Annotated in this window: 18 protein-coding genes and 1 pseudogene; 9 read left to right on the forward strand and 10 right to left on the reverse strand. The window is 39.7% G+C overall.

Annotation, left to right across the window (positions count from 1 at the left end):
• Positions 1–370: 370 nt before the first annotated feature.
• Positions 371–967, reverse strand: a complete 597-nt coding sequence (locus tag B9T25_RS08515; RefSeq protein ID WP_086188023.1) for a TetR/AcrR family transcriptional regulator — start codon at positions 965–967, stop codon at positions 371–373.
• An 86-nt stretch (positions 968–1053) separates the two neighbouring features.
• Here B9T25_RS08515 and B9T25_RS08520 point away from each other — a divergent pair, with 86 nt between their 5' ends.
• Entirely contained in the window at positions 1054–2262 is a 1209-nt protein-coding gene (locus B9T25_RS08520) for an oxygenase MpaB family protein (protein ID WP_086188024.1), read from the forward strand.
• A gap of 80 nt (positions 2263–2342) precedes the next feature.
• Here B9T25_RS08520 and B9T25_RS08525 read toward each other — a convergent pair whose 3' ends face one another.
• From B9T25_RS08525 to def, 3 genes are all read right to left on the reverse strand, one after another.
• Positions 2343–4403, reverse strand: coding sequence for a TonB-dependent copper receptor (locus tag B9T25_RS08525; protein ID WP_086188025.1), 2061 nt, complete (start codon positions 4401–4403; stop codon positions 2343–2345).
• Positions 4404–4491: 88 nt separating this feature from the next.
• Positions 4492–4926: a DUF2946 family protein gene (locus B9T25_RS08530; RefSeq protein ID WP_086188026.1), complete on the reverse strand. Its 435-nt coding sequence runs from the start codon at positions 4924–4926 to the stop codon at positions 4492–4494.
• Between the two features lie 92 nt (positions 4927–5018).
• Positions 5019–5549: a peptide deformylase gene (def, locus tag B9T25_RS08535; RefSeq protein WP_086188027.1), complete on the reverse strand. Its 531-nt coding sequence runs from the start codon at positions 5547–5549 to the stop codon at positions 5019–5021.
• A 119-nt stretch (positions 5550–5668) separates the two neighbouring features.
• Between def and B9T25_RS08540 the strand changes: the two genes are divergently transcribed.
• Genes B9T25_RS08540 through B9T25_RS08550 form a run of 3 tightly spaced genes read left to right on the forward strand, consistent with a single transcriptional unit; the run spans position 5669 to position 8600 of the window.
• Positions 5669–6823, forward strand: a complete 1155-nt coding sequence (locus B9T25_RS08540) for a LysM peptidoglycan-binding domain-containing protein (RefSeq protein ID WP_086188028.1) — start codon at positions 5669–5671, stop codon at positions 6821–6823.
• Between the two features lie 18 nt (positions 6824–6841).
• Positions 6842–7987, forward strand: coding sequence for a DNA-processing protein DprA (dprA, locus tag B9T25_RS08545; protein WP_086188029.1), 1146 nt, complete (start codon positions 6842–6844; stop codon positions 7985–7987).
• Positions 7988–8030: 43 nt separating this feature from the next.
• A complete protein-coding gene (locus tag B9T25_RS08550; RefSeq protein ID WP_086188030.1) occupies positions 8031–8600 on the forward strand; it encodes an L-threonylcarbamoyladenylate synthase in 570 nt (189 codons plus the stop codon).
• Between the two features lie 375 nt (positions 8601–8975).
• Here B9T25_RS08550 and B9T25_RS08555 read toward each other — a convergent pair whose 3' ends face one another.
• Entirely contained in the window at positions 8976–9866 is an 891-nt protein-coding gene (locus B9T25_RS08555) for a DMT family transporter (protein WP_086188031.1), read from the reverse strand.
• A 187-nt stretch (positions 9867–10053) separates the two neighbouring features.
• On the opposite strand from B9T25_RS08555, the gene B9T25_RS08560 reads away from it, so the two are divergent.
• The 5 genes and pseudogenes from B9T25_RS08560 to B9T25_RS14860 all read left to right on the forward strand — a co-directional run.
• Positions 10054–10812, forward strand: a complete 759-nt coding sequence (locus B9T25_RS08560; protein WP_416202359.1) for an AraC family transcriptional regulator — start codon at positions 10054–10056, stop codon at positions 10810–10812.
• 408 nt (positions 10813–11220) lie between these two features.
• On the forward strand, positions 11221–11766 hold the full coding sequence (locus B9T25_RS08565) for a glutathione peroxidase (RefSeq protein ID WP_086188033.1): 546 nt from the start codon (positions 11221–11223) through the stop codon (positions 11764–11766).
• 211 nt (positions 11767–11977) lie between these two features.
• Entirely contained in the window at positions 11978–12352 is a 375-nt protein-coding gene (locus tag B9T25_RS08570; RefSeq protein ID WP_086188034.1) for an RcnB family protein, read from the forward strand.
• 145 nt (positions 12353–12497) lie between these two features.
• Positions 12498–13079, forward strand: coding sequence for a hypothetical protein (locus B9T25_RS08575; RefSeq protein ID WP_086188035.1), 582 nt, complete (start codon positions 12498–12500; stop codon positions 13077–13079).
• 143 nt (positions 13080–13222) lie between these two features.
• A pseudogene (locus B9T25_RS14860) lies at positions 13223–13661 on the forward strand (ATP-binding protein); the annotation flags it as partial.
• An 18-nt stretch (positions 13662–13679) separates the two neighbouring features.
• Here the strand turns inward: B9T25_RS14860 and B9T25_RS08585 are convergent.
• The 5 genes from B9T25_RS08585 to atpA all read right to left on the reverse strand — a co-directional run bounded on the left by B9T25_RS08585 (position 13680) and on the right by atpA (position 18551).
• Positions 13680–13988 carry a hypothetical protein gene (locus tag B9T25_RS08585; protein ID WP_086188036.1) on the reverse strand — a complete coding sequence of 103 codons (309 nt, stop codon included), beginning with the start codon at positions 13986–13988 and terminating at the stop codon, positions 13680–13682.
• Positions 13989–14180: 192 nt separating this feature from the next.
• Positions 14181–14600, reverse strand: a complete 420-nt coding sequence (locus B9T25_RS08590) for a F0F1 ATP synthase subunit epsilon (RefSeq protein ID WP_086164850.1) — start codon at positions 14598–14600, stop codon at positions 14181–14183.
• 27 nt (positions 14601–14627) lie between these two features.
• Positions 14628–16022 carry a F0F1 ATP synthase subunit beta gene (gene atpD, locus B9T25_RS08595; protein WP_086164851.1) on the reverse strand — a complete coding sequence of 465 codons (1395 nt, stop codon included), beginning with the start codon at positions 16020–16022 and terminating at the stop codon, positions 14628–14630.
• 26 nt (positions 16023–16048) lie between these two features.
• Positions 16049–16918, reverse strand: coding sequence for a F0F1 ATP synthase subunit gamma (gene atpG / locus B9T25_RS08600; protein ID WP_086188037.1), 870 nt, complete (start codon positions 16916–16918; stop codon positions 16049–16051).
• Positions 16919–17006: 88 nt separating this feature from the next.
• Entirely contained in the window at positions 17007–18551 is a 1545-nt protein-coding gene (atpA, locus tag B9T25_RS08605) for a F0F1 ATP synthase subunit alpha (RefSeq protein ID WP_086188038.1), read from the reverse strand.
• Between the last annotated feature and the right edge of the window lie 13 nt (positions 18552–18564).

The following is an 18564-nucleotide window of genomic DNA, read 5'->3' on the forward strand; positions in this document are numbered from 1 at the left end:
AAAAATCCACACAAGTTGTTCTTCATAATCTCTTAATGATCTTCTTACTGATTCGTCATCAGCAAGCTAGGTCGGCAATACTACTCTCTTTCCAGAGAAAGTCAACTGGTTTTGTTAAATATTTTTCCGACAAATCCAAGTTTAAATCTAATCCTAAAATCTCATTCGAAATCTTAACAACCCAATCAACTTATTGATTTACCAGAGGTTTTATTTAACATCACCGCCGATGGATACGCATTATAGGCGAAAAAAATCCCCACGCAACCCCTTTTTCAAATTAAATGAACTAGCCGTTCGTTTTTCAAACCATAAAATAAATAAGCATATGATTTTATTAAATAATTTATTTCAATATTGTTTTTAAAAACTATTTTTGCTCTAAATAAGCCAAGATCATATTCGACAATTCATCTCTAAGCTGTTGTTCTGAAATAAGAAAATCATTATTACTCACATAACGCATCATGGTAAACAAGGTACTATTAATGATCACAAATGATTTATGTTTAAGCATTTCAAAATCCCAATGCCGATAAAAACGATTAAATACATACATTCCCACTTCAAAAAAGTGCTTTTCTAGAACCTGTGCTGCTTCTGAATTGTTATATCCATGCCAATGTTTTAAGACTTCGATAAAAAAACCACTTTCCGCTCGCATCACATCAAACCCGAATTGGATACTTAAGGGAATAATCTCCTGAATGCTTAATTGCGCTTGTGTAATTACCATCTGTTTTAACGCTAAGCCTAAGTTTTCACTTTTACGACGCAATAATTCCTGAATAATCTCTTCTTTATTTTCAAAATATTGATATAGCGAGCCAACACTGACACCTGCCTTCTCTGCAATCTTAGGTGTCGTTATGTGCATTAAGCCCTGCTCTACAATACAAATTTGGGCGGCTTGTAAGATATGATCAACAATCAGTTTTGCCCGTTGTTGTTGTGGTTTTTTTCTCATGCTTTGACTCACATAGAAATGCGAATTGAATACGAATAAACATTCATATTAGAGTTTGATTAAACAATAATCAGGACTCACCTGCAATGTCAACGATCTCGATTCTCAAACGATTAGCGCCATTTGAAACAATGTTCAGTCGTAACTGGAAAACTCAAATGCTGAGTTTGCTCACAGGACAACATTTACAACCGACTTATGCAGAATATTTATCTTTGAATCAAGCTTTGCAAAAGGGCGATACAGCCATGGATCAAGTCATCGTTTGGATGATGCAAAACCCTAAATTACACCGACAATATTTTGAAACGGCATTATTTAAAGGATTGGATCAATTAGCTGAACCCATTCCCGAACTCATCGCGTTTTTTAATACGGTGCAAACGCTGCCAGATTGGGTCGATCAAGGTAAAATTGAGCAGGCACTCAACTTTACTCATCGCTTAGGCATCAACAATGGTTTTATTCTGCGTGATTTATCATTAATGACCGGTTATTTATATCCCGGATTTAATCAACCGCTTGTGCTGACAGGTGCACTGAAAAAACAGGCTGGCACACGCTTAGCTGAAACCACGAAATGGTGGATCGACATCACCGAAGCTCATGGCTTACAACGCTTTAATGCTGGTTTCACCTCAACTATCTATGTACGTTTTATTCATGCCTTAGTTCGTCATCAACTGAAAAAATCGGAACGTTGGGATGCGGAAACATGGGGCACGCCCATCAATCAGTTTGATCTGGCCATGACCAATATTGCGTTTAGTGGTGTAGTTTTGATTGGTATTCGTGCACTGGGAATTTTTCCCAACCAAGATGAAGTCGATAGCTTTTTGCATTTTTGGAAATATATCGGCTGGCTGATGGGCGTAGATGAAAAATGGCTGGTCCATAAAGAGTCTGATGGATGGAAACTACTGTATTGGATGCAATATGCCCATCCGCAATCGGATCACTCCAGTTTTGAATTAGGCTCAAGTCTATCTAAAGAGCCTTTTGAACGTCAGTATCGTTATTTAAAACCTTTACAACAAAAATGGGCATATCGTCAGCATTTAGAAGTGACACAATTTTTTATTGGTCGTAAAAAAATGCAAAAACTGGGTTTAAAGCATCGTCCAGCAGCGTGGTTTGCTTATTACTTAATAGCCCGAAATGTGGTTCTATATACCAGTGCTAAATATTCACCTAAATTAAGTCAACGCCTACAACATAGTGGTCGCAATATTCAAAAACTAGGTTTGGCTTTATATCAAAGCAAAGCCAAACAATTGGCGAGCATGCATCAATAGCTCTATTTTTGCTTATACTTTTCTATCATTTGAAAGCAAAAAACCGAGTATTTTAACTCGGTTTTTTGCACATCAAGACCTTAGAACTTCATACTGATTCGTGCCCAATAATTACGACCGGTATTATTGAATTGTTCATTACTGGCAAAACCAAAACCTGAACTTCCCGCTTTGTTTAAGTGTTCGGTGTAGGTTTTATCTAAAACATTATCCACACCAACAGCTACATCAACATCTTTGATTAGATTATAAGAAGCATTTAACGCCAGTGTACTAAACGCTTTGCTCTCATTCATGTCATAGCCCACGATATTACCTTGGTTTAAGCTAATACGATCTTGTTTCGCAACCACACGCCACAACATCCCGAAGGTATATTTGTCTTGAACATAGCGCAGATTAAAGCGTCCTTCTAACGGCGAAATTTGCGGTAATGCTTTGTTGTCTATGGTGTTTTTACCCCATGCATACATGGCACTCACATCCGCCTGAATGGCATCACTAAACTGATAGCCGAATCCTGCTTCCGCTCCCGCAATGGTGGCATCGACATTTTTCGCCCCTGCACTAAAGCTTGAGCCATGGTCATGCCCACCTGAGGTCGGATGATTATGATAACTCATTAAAATATAGTCATTAATCAAACCTGCATAAGCTGAAACCCATGAGTTAAAAGCACCATGTTGATGTTGATAACCCAAATCCAACTGCAAGGTTTTTTCAGTATCCAAATCATTAAAAGTGGGTTTTGACATGCCTGAATTACCATGCGCAGTACTAAATAACTCCCAATAATCAGGCACACGTTCAACATAACCTAAACCAATATAGCTTTTGGCATCATGTTCAGGATGTTGACTTTCCAGACGAATAAAGCCACTAGGTAAAGTTTCTGAACGATCATTACTGAGCTTAAGCGCATCAATTTTGACTTGATCAACCCGTGCACCTGTCACCAGTTTTGAGTTTTCACTCAATTGATAACCCAGTTCAGCAAATGCACCATAGGATTGGAATTTCATATTGGTGGTCAATGGCATATCCATCATCAAGGATTTCATACTTCCTGCATGATGATTCTGCTGAGAGTCGATACCCGTCATTAAATTCAGTTTGTTCCACTCACTGGTCATAGCGAAACGGGTATTCAAAGTACGGCGGGTGACTTGCATCTCTGATGGATTAGATACCATTTGATGCGTCATCATGTCGTGTGTCATCGGCGGCGTTCTTAATCTAAAGTTATCCATGACATGATCGTTATAACTATAGTTCACCTGCGCTTCGACTTTCTGAATCACATCGGTCAGGTTTTTCTTTTCAAAACGCAGTCCCAAACTTTCACGAGCAAATCGTGAACCATCCATATCACGACCTGCATACAAAGCCTCTCCATCCGATTTTCCACCCGTCAGCTCCAGCCATGTATTTTCATCTGGTGTCCAACCCAGTGCGACATCTGCATTCCAACGTTCCCAAGCAGAAGGCACTTTATTACCATCACCATCTTGATAACTGTTCGATTCAGAACGATTGGCATTTAAACGAATATATTTCTTTTCATCCCCAAGCGTTGTTTCCACATTGTGATCCAAGCGCCCAAAAGAACCCATCAATACACTGGCTTGACCTTGATAAGGTTTTGCAGCAGTGAGTTCTGGTTTTTTTCGTTCAAAAATAACTGTGGCTGCTGAACCGGTATTGGCGTATTGCACGGTTTGCGGGCCTTTAACCACAGAAATTTGATCATAACTTTCAGGCTGAATATAAGACGTCGGTGCATCCATACGTGCTGGACATGCGCCTAGACTTTCAGAACCATCGGTTAAAATTTTAATCCGTGAACCAAACATGCCACGAAACGTGACATCTCCATTGGTTCCACCATTTTTAATCGAGCTAAAGCCCGGAATACTTTGTAAATAATCTGCGCCATCGGTAGCAGGAATCGGTTGAATCGGCTGTTTAGGATCGGCCCGAATAATCAGTCCATTGGTATCATTTGCAGTCTGAGCTGTCACGACGATAGGTGCTAAACGTTGTGTCACATTAGTTTGTTCTACAGCAAAGACTGTTCCCGAATAACAAGCAACACAAATTGCAGCCGACAAAGGCTGTAAAAAGAATTTTGGCTGAGCCATTTTCATCTCTCTTAAATCATAAATATGAGCTGCGAATAAAGCAGCACAAGGTCTAGAGTCTTAAAGACCCTAAAAATTAAGTTTTGATTTAAGCAAAGCGTGGTGGGGCTCGCCCTTGAGGGAGTAAATAGAGGCGCTGCAGAACAAAATAAACATGTAAAAATGCTTTTTGAAAGGCAACTAAACGAATTTGTATCCGAACTAATACTTCTTTGACATTTAATTCAGGCGGCAAAACCAAATTGCCATAAACCGTACAGTACTGGCATTGATGATTAGCATCGTGATGATGTCCTGCATCTTGGCTATGCAACTGACTATCCTGATCAACAGGGTTATGAGCATGATTGGAAGATATATGATGGGACTGATGAGAAGTAGTAGGTTGAAGTAATAATGCACGCGTGATGGTTTCACAGACCGGAGCAATCTGATACTGCTTCGGTAGCAAAGGCTGTAAAAAAACAGCAATCTGTAAAAACACTGCTATACAAGATAGCAACAACCCACTACGTAACAGCAAAAAGTGAATCCTGCAATTTTTCGCGCCACAAGTATAACAAAGCCCAATCAAAATTGGGCTTTGTTTGACATATTTTTTCTTAAAGCAGCGGCTTAGCGCTTTACTGCGACTTGCTCTTTTTCGCGCTGGCGAACCACTTTTTCCACTTTTTCACGTGCACGCTGACGCTTTAATGGCGATAAATAATCGACAAATAATTTACCATTTAAGTGATCCATTTCATGTTGAATACAAACAGCGAGAAGTTCGTCTGCTTCTATCTCAAATGATTGACCTTCAAGGTTAATTGCCTCAATTTTTACGCGTGACGGGCGCTCAACTTTATCGTATATTTGAGGCACAGATAGACAGCCTTCTTCATAAGGCTGAGTTTCTTCAGTTAATGGCGTAACCTTCGGGTTAATAAACACCATGGGTTGATCTTTATGTTCAGATAAATCCATGACAATCAGCTGAATATGATGATCAACTTGTGTCGCAGCCAAACCAATACCCGGGGCTTCATACATGGTTTCAAACATATCTGCTGCAAGCTGACGAACTTCATCAGTGACTTCTTCGATTGGTTTAGCAATGGTACGAAGACGGGGATCCGGGAAACTTAAAACAGGTAATAAGGCCATACGGTGTCCTCACTTATGCCATTGATCAAAAAACAAAATGAAGGAATGCTTCATCAAAAAAATGTGTGTAATATCGTTATTATAACGCAACTACATACATAATTTTAGGAATTATGATAATGAAAAAGGTTTTTAATGGCATGCCAATTTTTAGTGCCTTGGGGTTTAAAAAACAATTATTAGCACTTGCCGTTTGTGTAAGTGTTGGGGTTGGAGTCGTTAATGTTGCTGAAGCGGCGCCGTCTCGCAATATCAATCCACCTGCGTTAAAAGTAGGTGCACCACAAGTTTATGTGGTGAAAAAAGGCGATACTTTGTGGGATATTTCAAAAAGATTTTTGAAAAACCCAGTACGTTGGCCTGAAATTTGGGCAAGCAATAAACACGTAAAAAATCCGCACTGGATTTTCCCTGGTGACCGTTTATTGATGTGTACCTATAATGGTCGCCCGATCATCGGTAAAGATGAAGGTGATGGTTGTGAAGGTATTATCCGTCGCTATACAGGTGGCTCTAAGCTACAACCGCAAGTTCGCATGGAATCTTTAAATAGTGCTATTCCAGTGATCCCATTGGAATACATTCAACACTGGTTAGAACGTAGCAGTATTGTTGCGCCTGAATCAATTCAGTCTACGCCATACATTTTAGGTACTGCTGACCAACGTGTACTCGCGGCAAAAGGTCAAACTGTCTATGCTCGCGGAAATGGGTTAGAAGTAGGTCAACGCTATGCGGTTTACCGTGAAGCCGAACCATATATGTTTCCCGATGCACATGGCAAAAAATACAATGCTGGTCTTGAGCTTATTCAGGTTGCAGCAGGAATAGCTGTTCGTGGGGAAAATGACATTACCACCCTTGAATTGACTGACACGTATAATTCTGAAGTACGTCGTGGTGATCGAGTTCTCCCTGAATATGATCCAATGTTACCGACATTGTTCTATCCAACCAATGCCGAAGATGTCGTCGCTGGTGGCCAAGTCGTTCGCGTGATGGGCTCAATTGGTACTGCTGCAAAACACAGTGTAGTGACGCTTGATCGTGGTAGCTTACAAGGCGTTCAAGTCGGTCATGTGTTCAGCATCAACCAAAAAGGTGAAGTGGTTACAGATCCAAAAACCAAAGAACGTGTTCAATTACCAGGACAACGTATTGGTAATGTTATGGTATTCAAAAGCTTCGATAATTTAAGCTATGCTTACGTCCTAGATAGTGAATTACCAATTAAGATCGGCGCTGGTATCCAACCACCGCAGATGGATGACTAACTAATTTAAGGTCATTCTATGTTGAACCATTTGTCAGCAACGCAAATTGAAACTATTACGTTATGGTATTTGGTTCAACATTCGCTATCGAGTTTTTACAAACTAGAACAACATTTTGGCAGCATTCGCCAAGCAATTGACCCTCAAAATTTTCCTCAATGGTCGGCACTGGCATTACATAAAAATCACTTACAACGCCTGAGCGAATTTCAAACCGCAACAGGGCAACAAAAATTCCAAATCCTATTACAGGATATTCAAAAAAATAGTGATTTTATTCTTACACTGGATCATCCAGACTATCCGACCCAACTGCTTCCTTATTCAGATAAACCACCTATTTTATTTGGTCAAGGTGATGCTAAAGCCTTATCACAAGCTCAAATTGCCATTGTTGGCAGCCGAAAACCCAGCAGCCATGGACGACAAGTCGCTTATGACTTTGCTTATTATTTAAGTGAAAAAGGCTTTTATATTAGCAGTGGCTTAGCGCAAGGGATTGATGAAGCTGCACATCAGGGGGCTTTACGGCAGCATAAAACCATCGCGGTGATGGGCACAGGTTTAGAGCAGACTTATCCCACACAGCATCAACAACTACGACAACAAATTCTTGCCCATTCAGGCACCGTCATTACTGAATTTTTACCCGGAACCCTGCCTTTACAACACCATTTCCCACGACGTAATCGAATTGTCAGTGCTTTAAGTTTAGGCGTGATTGTCGCTGAAGCTGCATTGAAAAGTGGTTCATTAATTACCGCAAAACTTGCAGCAGAACAAGGTAAATTGGTTTTTGCCATTCCAGGGCATATTTATAGTGAACACCATCAAGGTAGCCACCAACTGATTCGTGAAGGTGCTATTTTAGTTGATCATCCTGAGCAAGTGCTTGAAGACTTAGCACTACCAACACAATGGCAAAATCAACAACAGATTGAACAATCAAAAAGTGCTCCTAAAACTGAAGTACAAATCGAATTACCTACGCACTTAGCACCACTGTATAAGCAACTGGATTGGGTTGGACAAAATATAGATGAGTTGATTGCCAAACTCCGATTAGATGTTGGCACATTGACTAGCCAACTGATGGAATTAGAGCTACTTGGCTTATGTATACAGCAGGCAGGTTTGTATCTACGTTGTCGTCTAAGCAAATAAGGTTCACAATATTCCTCTAACGAATTTGACGGGATAAAATCTAATGATTACCACCTCTGTTGCCGAAGCTGCTCAATGTTTAAAACAAGGACATGTTTTAGCATATCCTACGGAGGCAGTGTGGGGCTTAGGCTGTGATCCTTTTAATGAGCTCGCTTTTTTAGAAATTTTGCGCTTGAAACAACGTCCGATTGAAAAAGGCGTTATTTTATTGGCCAGCCACCTTTCCCAAGTTGAACATTTAGTGCAGTCTCTTTCAGAAAAAATGCGCCAAAAAGTCATCGATTCTTGGAGCCACCAATCACCGACCGAAAGAGCAACCACTTGGTTGTTGCCCGCAGATGATCAGATTCCAACATGGATTAAAGGCAGCCATCCTAAAGTAGCTGTACGCGTCACCACCCATCCTTTATGCGTGGCACTATGTAATGCATTTCATGGTTTTATTGTATCGACCAGTGCCAATCCTGCCAGTGAAAAACCAGCCCTTTCACTACAACAAGCCAATCAATATTTTTCAAATCAAATCGATTACTTGAATGGTGACTTAGGGCTTAGCCAAGAAGCAAGCCGAATTATCGATGCCGAAACAGGTCACATTATTCGTGCTTAAATATGATGGCTAAATTGAGACAAAAAAAAGCTCAACCACATATACATGGTTGAGCATAAAAAAGGATGTGCATAAACACATCCAGAGGGTCTTTAAATCTGGGTGTAAAAATTAAGTCACTATGAATAAAAACTTAAATATTTACGACAGCAGTATTATCTAATAAATTATTTTAATATACAAATATATTATTCTCTTTATAAGAAATTCAAATATGATGATCGATTCATCAAATTTTATTAATAATTTAAATTATCTCACTATTTTTAATAACCTTTTATGTAAACAACCACTTTAAAATGATTATTCACGGTCTAATTCAATTAAATGGAATGAAAAAATAAATTTGTTTGCTTGTTTTTTGATCTTTAAGTTTCACTTATATACTTTTTTTTGTGCCAATAAAATACCCAATAAAATCACAATACCCCCAATAGTATGATATTTGGTCCATGCCTCACCCAACCACATATTGGCAATAATTGCGGTAAAAACTGGCATCAAGTTCATAAAAATACTGGTTCGATTGGGGCCAATCATTTGCACTGCCAACATCCAAACCAATGGTGCAACTAAGGAAGGGAAAACACCAGCATACAGTACACTACCCGCATTCTGCTGATCAACTGCATCCAATCCTATCCATAAAACAAAAGGCAAATGGTACAGTAATGCAAAAATAATCTGTACATACAGACTAATCATCAACGGTATTTGCAACTGCCACTTTTTCAAAAATACGCCATAAAAAGCATAGAAAAACACTGCAAGCACCATCATGACATCGCCCAGATGCCCACTAGATTGAACTAAATTGACCAAGTTTCCTTGTGTCATCACATAGAGTAAGCCAACAAAAGATAATAGACTTCCCACCACAGCAAAACGGTTGGGAATATCCTTCAGCATCAACATTGAAACAAAAATGGTAAATATCGGAATAAAAGCATTAATAATACCCATATTGGTCGCAGTGGTGTAATGCGCTGCGGTATAGCCCAAGCCTTGATACAGCACCATCCCAAAAGCAGCAAGTACCGCAAGCTGTTTCCAATGTTGCAACACCAACTGACGTTCACGCCAAACTTTAGCCAACATAAACGGTGTTAAAACCAGAAAAGCCACCAACCAACGATAGAAACTAATACTGACGGGAGAAATATAGTCCACCACATAACGTGTCACGGTAATATTCAATGACCAAATTAAAACAGCCAGCAGCGGTAAAGCCAGCGCCCACCAGACTGTTTTGTTTTGCTGTGTCATGTCCTCTCCTGATGTATCCATATTCTCAGTATTCATTTTCACTGAAGTCTGAAATAATTAGAATATCGAATTTCAGACATTAATATCGGGCTACAGACACAGTGATATTTTTGTTTTGTCATTCAATCAAATTTCTACGTACTAAAAAACTGACATACAGCTGGATAAAAAAAGTAAAAATGAGGACATGGATATGCAGATGACGATTGAACAATATATAGAAGTGAATGATTTTTTTTATCAAAAAGATGAAATTGTGGCACCGCATAGTTCGCTGTGGGGCGATTTTAATTTTAGTCTGAATGGTATTTTAGAATATGAAATTGAACAACAAATTTATCTATCCCCACCAAATTATGGTTTATGGCTCCCACCTCAAACAGCGCATACCTCCATCGCTTTAGATGAACAAATCACCCACTATGTCTGCATTCGCATCCATCCATCACTCTGTGGAGATTTTGCATCTTGCACCAGAACTTTAAGTATTCGCCCCTTTCTTCGTCATCTGGTGCATGAAATTTTGGAACAAAAACAAAAAGACAGCACAACAACGGGTTATCGGCATTTGTTACAGGTATTAGTCGATCAACTGAAAGCTGCCCCAGCCTATGAACATTATTTACCTCAGAGTAACCATGTGTCACTCAAGCCACTCTTACAACAATTATCCAATCCCGCACTCTTTCATAAAAGCTTGCAGCAACTGCTCAACCATTCCTCGATGAGTGAACGGCATTTGCTGCGTTTAAGCCAACAGGAATTACAGTTAAGCTTATCTGAATGGCGCAATCGCGCTAAAATTTTATATGCGATTACACAAATTCGCCAAGGTAAAACCGTGAAAAAACTCGCCTACGAACTGGGGTATCAGCATAGTTCCAGTTTTATTGAGTTCTTTAAACGCTATACCGAACAAACGCCCGCCCAATTACGTGATGTCTAATTTTTTATCAGCTTCAATCACGACTTTTGCAACTTACAGCTGAGCAACAAGAATATTCTTATCGACACCAACATCCATATGCAATTTTAACCGCAGTACTCGATTGAGTAGGTGCAATATTTTTAAATCTAAAAAAACAGCATGAGGTTTAATGATGAAATTAATTCTATGCGGATGGGTATTAAAAACAATTTAAAAACAGGCGAGCAAAAAAGCCAGAGATTGCCCAAACAAAACCAATACTGCTCATAGTCTCGAGCTGATCATGAAAGATAGCGCTATTAAGCTGTTTTCTTATTCTTTTTATCACACAAATATTTATGCACAAATCGCAATAAATACTTGTCGATATACACAATAACCGTTACAACAAAGCAGTAATGATCTCAAGTATTTAAGGACAAGCGAATGGGCAATTCTGTTTATGACATCCCAGTCAAAACGATTCAAGGCAATGAAACCACACTGAACCAATATCAAGGTAAAGTGCTGCTTATTGTAAATACCGCATCGAAGTGTGGTCTAACACCACAATATGAAGGCTTAGAAAAACTATACCAAGAAAAGAAAGAACAAGGACTTGAAATTTTAGGTTTCCCTGCCAATAATTTCTTAGCCCAAGAACCAGGTTCTGATGAAGAAATTCAAGAATTTTGCTCATTGAATTATCAAGTTGCTTTTCCACTGTTTGCTAAAATTTCAGTGGCTGGCGAAGACAAACATCCGCTGTATCAAACTTTGATTCAAGCGATTCCAGAACGTATGGGTGAAGGTCCTTGGTGGAAAGACTTAGTGGATTACGGTTTAACCCCAAACCCAAAACCAGAAGTGCTTTGGAACTTTGAAAAATTTCTGATCAATAAAAATGGTGAAGTGGTGGCACGTTTCGCACCCGATATTACCGCAGATGATGCACGTATCGTGGATGCGATTAATGCGGAATTAATCAAGTAATTGTATAACCGTAATGTAAGCATCTATACACATTGTACATGCTTACATTTTTATTTAAAAAACAAATAATTAGACACATAAAATACAAACTTTTAACGCTTCATCTTTCTTTCATTATTTTAATCATTTAACAACATTTCATTCACGATCTATCAATAACTTAGCGATACAATCAATTCATAAACCAACCGCCATGAACAAAAGGTGAAGTATGAATACGCTCGTAAAAGCAATCGTTTTATCATTAACGACGACTTTAGTTGCTGCACCTGCAATAGCTGCACCACAAGATCATAATCCGCAACAACATAGCCAACATCCAAATAACCACAATACACAGCAACCAACTAAACCCATTGTTAAAAACTCGCACAACGATGTGAAAAAATCGGCAAATCCATCACATAATTGGAAGGTCGGTCAAAAATTACCAAGTCAATATCATGGTCAAAGTTATCAAGTTGATCATAATCAACACAAAAAATTAAGTAAGCCGGGCAAAAACCAACAATGGATTAAAGTGAATGGCAATTACGTTTTAATAAATGTACTAAACCATAATATTCTCAAAATTGTCGCAAATTAAAGAATTTAGGTTTAATCAACAGAGTGCTTTGACACTCTTTTTTTAGTGCGATTAAGTAAATTTGTTATTGCTTTGCAACAATCCGTTTTTTCCACATATTTCGGTCTTATATTCACTCTAATCTAGAAAAAATATGAATTCGGTTATGAAAAAATTCATCCAAAATGCAGTTTTACCTTTTATGCTGTTTAGCACAGGCATGTTATTGAGTGCTTGTGAACAGGTCTCTGAACCTCAGTCTGGTGATATCCAAACAGGTCAATCAAGTGAAAAGGCAATGAACTCATCTGCTCAAACACCTCAAGCGGATTTAAAAAGCGGCAACATGTTTTATATGGTTCGTGATGTTGCAGATATGCAATTGAAAGCGGGTGATTATGTTGCACAACTTAAGCAAACTCAAAATGAGTTGCAAACTGCAATCAATGACAAAGATCAACAGCAACTACAAGCAACTGCCAAAACCCTGCAACAACAACTGACTGGATTTAATCAAGCGTTGACCAGCTTGAACTTAAAAAGCCAAGAAATTGATTCAATTCGTCAAAATATTCTGCAAGCCAATCAACAAGTATTGGCGACTCCATTTTTAAATGGCGACATAAATTTAAATCAGATCGATTTCAAGAAAATTGAACAACAAATGGGCAGCATACAAACGGAAATGATCAAATTGGCAGGCATGTTGATTCCACAAGAGCAGAATGAACAAGATCAAGAAAGTTAATTTCAAATATTTAGACCAATTCATTCCCTCTGAATTGGTCGAGCACCATAAACCTTTACAATTTCCTCAAACAGACCGTGAACAGACTGAATCACTTTAACTTACAGCAGCTCTGACATGCTTTAATCATTGATCCCACCTAAATCTATAGCAAATACCATGTAACTCATCATTTTACAGGTGTTCAAGCTTCTGGTAAGTCTACATTTTATAAGCAGTCTTTTTATAATACACATTTTCGGATTAATTTGGATATGCTGAAAACCCAACATCGGGAAAATATGATTTTTGAAGCCTGCTTAGCCAGTAAAACTAAAATGCTGATTGATAACACCAACCCGTGAAGATCGTGCACATTCTATACAGCGTACTAAACCTCTTGGCTTTGAAAGAATTTATGATTATTTTAACGCCAGTTTAAACAGTATTTTAAAGACAAAATCGTTTTCGAGTAACTAAAACCAATCTTTCTGAGGTGGCTGTACCTGTAACCTATAAAAATTAGAAGTACCTAGTTTAGATGAAGGCTTTGACGAAATGTTTAAGGTCAAAATTATGGGTAATGGTGAATGTTCTATTCAACCTTTTTTTCCACATAAATCATGGTTTAACTTTTTGACTGTCCTGCCAAGCTTTAAAGACCACCTGCATAACATGACGTTCATAAGGTTTGGCTAAACGGGATTCCATCTCGGTAAAATCCCCCCGATAGGCTAAAGCAACCATAGACTTTGCCAATGTTTGAATACTTTCACGGCCACGATGCTCATAAGCCAAAATTTCATCCTGATTGAGCACTAAATCCCAACAAGACACCACGGAACTCATGTCCACAGCGACACTTAAATAATAATGATCAAAGTCTTGGTAAAGTTCCCAAAAATGCGGTTCGTGTTCGATGATATTCATTGATAATCTTTATTAAATTTTCTAAAAGCTTAACTCAATACAAGTCTTAAACAAATTCAACTTTAGATATAATTTTTTACTTTTCCTTGAATAGGCCTGTATTTCAAAAAGATTTTGTTATATAAAAATTTTAGTCTTTACAATAAAAAAAAGCCACCCTCTCGGGTGGCTTCTTCAATCTCAAACCGTCTCTTATTGAGCGCGGTTTTTAATTTTGCGGATGGTTTCCAACTGTGCAGCAGTTTCTGCAAGAGCAGCCAATGCAGCAGCAGAGTCCAAATCGCTTTTTTGATTTGCAAGCAATGTTTCAGCGTTTTTACGCGCTTCAAGAATTGCTACTTCATCTAGGCTGTCAGCACGAACTGCAGTATCTGCAAGAACAGTAACAACATGCGGTTGAACTTCTAGAACACCACCAGATACATAGATTAACTCTTCTGTACCGTTTTCTAACAGAACGCGAATCGCGCCCGGCTTAAGCAAAGTTACCAGTGGAGCATGACCAGGCATAATACCCAACTCACCACCAGCACCTTTCGCAATTAGCATAGTTACAGTGCCAGAGTACAAAGACTCTTTTACACTTACAACATCACATTGCATAGTCGCCATGAGAATCTCCTAAATTAGAGTCGCTAATTAAAGTTTCTCTGCTTTAGCAATAACTTCGTCAATACCACCAACCATATAGAACGCTTGTTCTGGAATGTGGTCGTATTCACCAGCTAGAAGACCTTTAAAGCCACGAATCGTTTCTTTAAGAGATACTAATTTACCAGGAGCACCGGTAAATACTTCAGCTACGTGGAACGGTTGAGAGAAGAAACGTTGGATTTTACGCGCACGGTAAACAACCAATTTATCTTCTTCAGCCAATTCGTCCATACCCAAAATTGCGATGATGTCTTTAAGCTCTTTATAACGTTGCAAAATGTTCTGTACAGAACGTGCAATTTCATAATGCTCAACACCAACAACTAAAGGATCTAGCTGACGTGAAGTTGAATCTAGTGGATCGATCGCTGGGTAAATACCAGAAGACGCGATATCACGGCTCAATACAACAGTTGCATCTAAGTGAGCAAACGTTGTAGCAGGCGATGGATCTGTTAAGTCATCGGCAGGTACATAAACCGCTTGGATCGAAGTGATCGAACCAGATTTAGTTGATGTAATACGCTCTTGAAGAAGACCCATTTCCTCTGCAAGTGTAGGCTGATAACCTACTGCAGATGGCATACGACCTAGAAGTGCAGACACTTCGGTACCAGCCAATGTGTAACGGTAAATGTTGTCAACGAACAACAATACGTCACGGCCTTTACCGTTTTCGTCTTTCTCATCACGGAAATATTCAGCCATAGTAAGACCAGTCAACGCTACGCGTAAACGGTTACCCGGTGGCTCATTCATCTGACCGTAGACCATTGCTACTTTGTCTAGAACGTTAGAATCTTTCATTTCGTGATAGAAGTCATTACCTTCACGAGTACGCTCACCAACACCAGCAAACACAGATAAACCTGAGTGAGCTTTCGCGATGTTGTTGATCAATTCCATCATGTTTACAGTTTTACCAACACCGGCACCACCGAACAGACCAACTTTACCACCTTTAGCAAACGGGCAAAGTAAATCGATTACTTTAATACCAGTTTCTAAAAGGTCAGTAGAAGCAGCTTGTTCTGCATATGAAGGTGGTTGACGGTGAATCGGCAAACGCACTTCAGTTGCAACTGGACCAGCTTCGTCGATAGGGCGTCCTAAAACGTCCATGATACGACCAAGACATGCTGTACCAACAGGTACAGAAATTGGTGCTTCAGTATTCGTAACGGTTAAACCGCGCTTAAGACCTTCAGTAGATCCCATTGCGATTGTACGAACTACGCCATCACCAAGCTGTTGCTGAACTTCTAAAGTAGTTTCAGTACCAACAACTTGCAGAGCGTCATAGATCTTAGGAACGCTATTACGTTCAAACTCGACGTCGATAACCGCGCCGATGATCTGAATGATACGACCGCTATTCATTGCTGTCTCCTCAATTCAAAATAATGTTAAACGGCAGCGGCACCACCAACGATCTCAGAAATTTCCTGAGTAATCGCGGCTTGACGCAGCTTGTTATAAATAAGTTGTAGGCTCTTAATGATATCACCCGCATTATCAGTCGCTGCTTTCATAGCGACCATACGTGCAGATTGCTCACATGCGATATTTTCAATCACACCTTGATACACCACAGACTCGATATAGCGAACCAATAAGCCATTTAAAAGCTCTTCAGCTTCAGGCTCATATAAGTAATCCCAACCGTATGAACGGTTCAGATTATCGCTTTCTTCAGCCGCAGCTAAAGGAACGAGTTGCTCAATCTTTTGATTTTGAGTCATGGCATTCACAAAGCCATTCGATACAAGATAAATACGATCTAACTCGCCTTTATCAAATGCATCCAACATCACCTGTACAGAGCCAGATAACTGTTCAAGACTTGGAGCGTCGCCTACATTCGTAGTCGCACCAAGCACTTGACCGCCGTAGTTTTTAAAAAACGAAACCGCTTTTTGACCAATTAAAGCAAATTGAACTTCAATTGACTGCTCTTGTTGTTGCTGTACGTGTTTAACAACTTTTTTGAACAAGTTAATGTTCAAGCCACCTGCCAAACCACGATCTGAAGAAACAATAATATAGCCAACGCGCTTTACAGGACGTTCAACCATATAACGGTGTTTGTATTCAGGGTTCGCTTGTACCAAATGAGCAATTACACGGTGCATATTTTCGGCATACGGACGGCCTTGAGCCATGCGCTCTTGCGCACGACGCATTTTAGAAGCAGCCACCATTTGCATCGCGCGAGTAATCTTTTGCGTGCTCTTGATACTGGCTACTTTGGCGCGAATTTCTTTTAAATTTGCCATACGCTTAACCTAGTATTCGAAGGCTTTTTCAAGCCTCCGAAGGTTGATCCGTGAACCAAACTTAACTAGCTTTTAGCAACTGCTAAAATTAGTAAGTTTGAGTCGCTTTAAAGCTTTCAATACCTGCTTTAATTGCAGCTTCGATGTCTTTGTTGTAATCACCAGACTCATCGATTTTTTGCATCAACGCAGCATTTTCTGAACGGAAGTAAGAAATTAATGCAGCATCAAAGTCTACAATTTTCTTCACTTCAACGTCAGTCATATAACCTTCGTTAGATGCATAAATTGAAACAGCTTGGTCAGCAATTGAATATGGAGCATATTGTTTCTGCTTCATTAATTCAGTTACACGTTGACCATGTTCAAGTTGCTTACGTGTTGCTTCATCAAGATCAGAAGCAAACTGAGCAAATGCTGCCAATTCACGGTATTGCGCCAAAGCAGTACGGATACCACCAGACAATTTTTTGATAATCTTCGTTTGCGCAGAACCACCAACACGAGATACAGAGATACCCGCGTTCACAGCAGGACGAATACCTGCGTTGAATAATGATGTTTCTAAGAAGATCTGACCATCAGTAATCGAAATTACGTTAGTCGGTACGAATGCAGATACGTCACCCGCTTGAGTTTCAATAATCGGTAATGCAGTTAATGAACCAGTTTGGCCTTTAACTTCACCGTTAGTGAATTTCTCAACGTAGTCAGCAGATACACGCGAAGCACGTTCAAGTAGACGTGAATGTAGATAGAACACGTCTCCTGGATACGCTTCACGACCTGGTGGACGACGTAAAAGCAATGAAATTTGACGATACGCAACAGCTTGTTTAGACAAGTCATCATAAATGATTAACGCATCTTCACCGCGGTCACGGTAGTATTCGCCCATTGTACAGCCAGAATATGGAGCCAAATACAGCATTGCTGCTGGATCAGCTGCACCAGCAGCTACAACAGTGGTATACGCCATAGCACCAGTTTCTTCTAGCTTGCGTACCACGTTAGCGATAGTCGATTGTTTTTGACCAATAGCTACGTATACACATTTAATGCCAGAATGTTTCTGAGCGATGATCGCATCGATCGCCATTGCTGTTTTACCAGTTTGACGGTCACCAATGATCAACTCACGTTGACCACGGCCTACAGGGATCATTGTATCTACTGATTTATAACCAGTTTGTACAGGTTGATCCACTGATTGACGCCAAATTACACCTGGTGCTACTTTTTCAACAGCATCAGTGAGTTTTGCATCAATAGGGCCTTTACCATCAATTGGGTTACCCAAAGCATCTACTACACGGCCTAAAAGTTCTGGACCAACCGGAACTTCTAATACACGACCTGTGCAACGCGCTTTTTGACCTTCTTGAAGGCTTAAGTAGTTACCTAAAACAACGACGCCCACTGAATCCTGTTCTAGGTTCAGTGCCATACCGTATAAGCCGCCGTCGAATTCGATCATCTCACCGTACATTGCATCAGCAAGACCGTGAATGCGCACAATACCGTCGGAAACCATAACAATGGTCCCTTCGTTTTTAGCAGTCGCGCTGGTGTCCAGATCGCCGATACGCTGTTTAATGAGCGCACTGATCTCGGATGGATTCAGTTGTTGCATTGCGCTATACCTC

The organism is Acinetobacter sp. ANC 4470 (assembly GCF_002135335.1).
Classification (GTDB): Bacteria; Pseudomonadota; Gammaproteobacteria; order Pseudomonadales; family Moraxellaceae; genus Acinetobacter.